The following is a 698-nucleotide window of genomic DNA, read 5'->3' as shown; positions in this document are numbered from 1 at the left end:
TTTTCCTTCGGAAAATCCTCGCACACAAACACGCAACGTTCCTTACACATAAACGTTGTGCCTAATTTGAGAAAATGATTGCCGAAATAAATAAAGCTTGGAATTGGAAAGGATTTAATGCGACCGAAATAGTTCGGACGAATGACTTTGGCAATGTGATTTTCAAAACGGACAAAAACGAATATTGGAGAATTTGTCCCGAAGAAATAAGTTGCGAAAAGATTGCGGAATCAGAATCTGAATTTAATAAAATCTCATCTGACTCTGAATTTATAGAAGATTGGGAAATGACAAACCTTGTGAATATTGCGAAATCGGAACTTGGAGAATTAAAAGAAAACGAAAAATATTGTTTGAAAATGTCGGCTGTTATTGGCGGAGAATATGAAAAATCAAATCTTGGAAAAATTAGTTTTGCGGAATTAATTGCTTTTAGTGGAGATTTAGGATTTCAGATAAAGGATTTGAAAGACGGACAAAAAATAAAACTGAATATAAAAAACTAGGCACAACACCGTATAAAAATAATTGCGGTTTAGTGCTAAAACAAAGGTAGTTGCGTATTTACTACATCTGATTTTCCTTCGGAAAATCCTCGCACGCAAACCCGCAACTATTCTTATACAAACACGTTGGCAAACATTTTGACCCGTCCTGAAATAAGGCTACATAATTTTAAACATTATGTATAGAAATGA

At 34.0% G+C, this 698-nt stretch carries 1 protein-coding gene; it reads left to right on the top strand.

The window, feature by feature from the left end:
- Positions 1 to 74 precede the first annotated feature (74 nt).
- On the top strand, positions 75 to 506 hold the full coding sequence (locus ACFQ0I_RS07975; protein WP_379941062.1) for a T6SS immunity protein Tdi1 domain-containing protein: 432 nt from the start codon (positions 75 to 77) through the stop codon (positions 504 to 506).
- Positions 507 to 698: the final 192 nt, after the last annotated feature.

The sequence above is a fragment of the Mariniflexile aquimaris genome (assembly GCF_042676825.1).
GTDB classification, from domain to species: domain Bacteria; phylum Bacteroidota; class Bacteroidia; order Flavobacteriales; family Flavobacteriaceae; genus Mariniflexile; species Mariniflexile aquimaris.
This window is presented reverse-complemented; position numbering and strand designations above follow the sequence as displayed.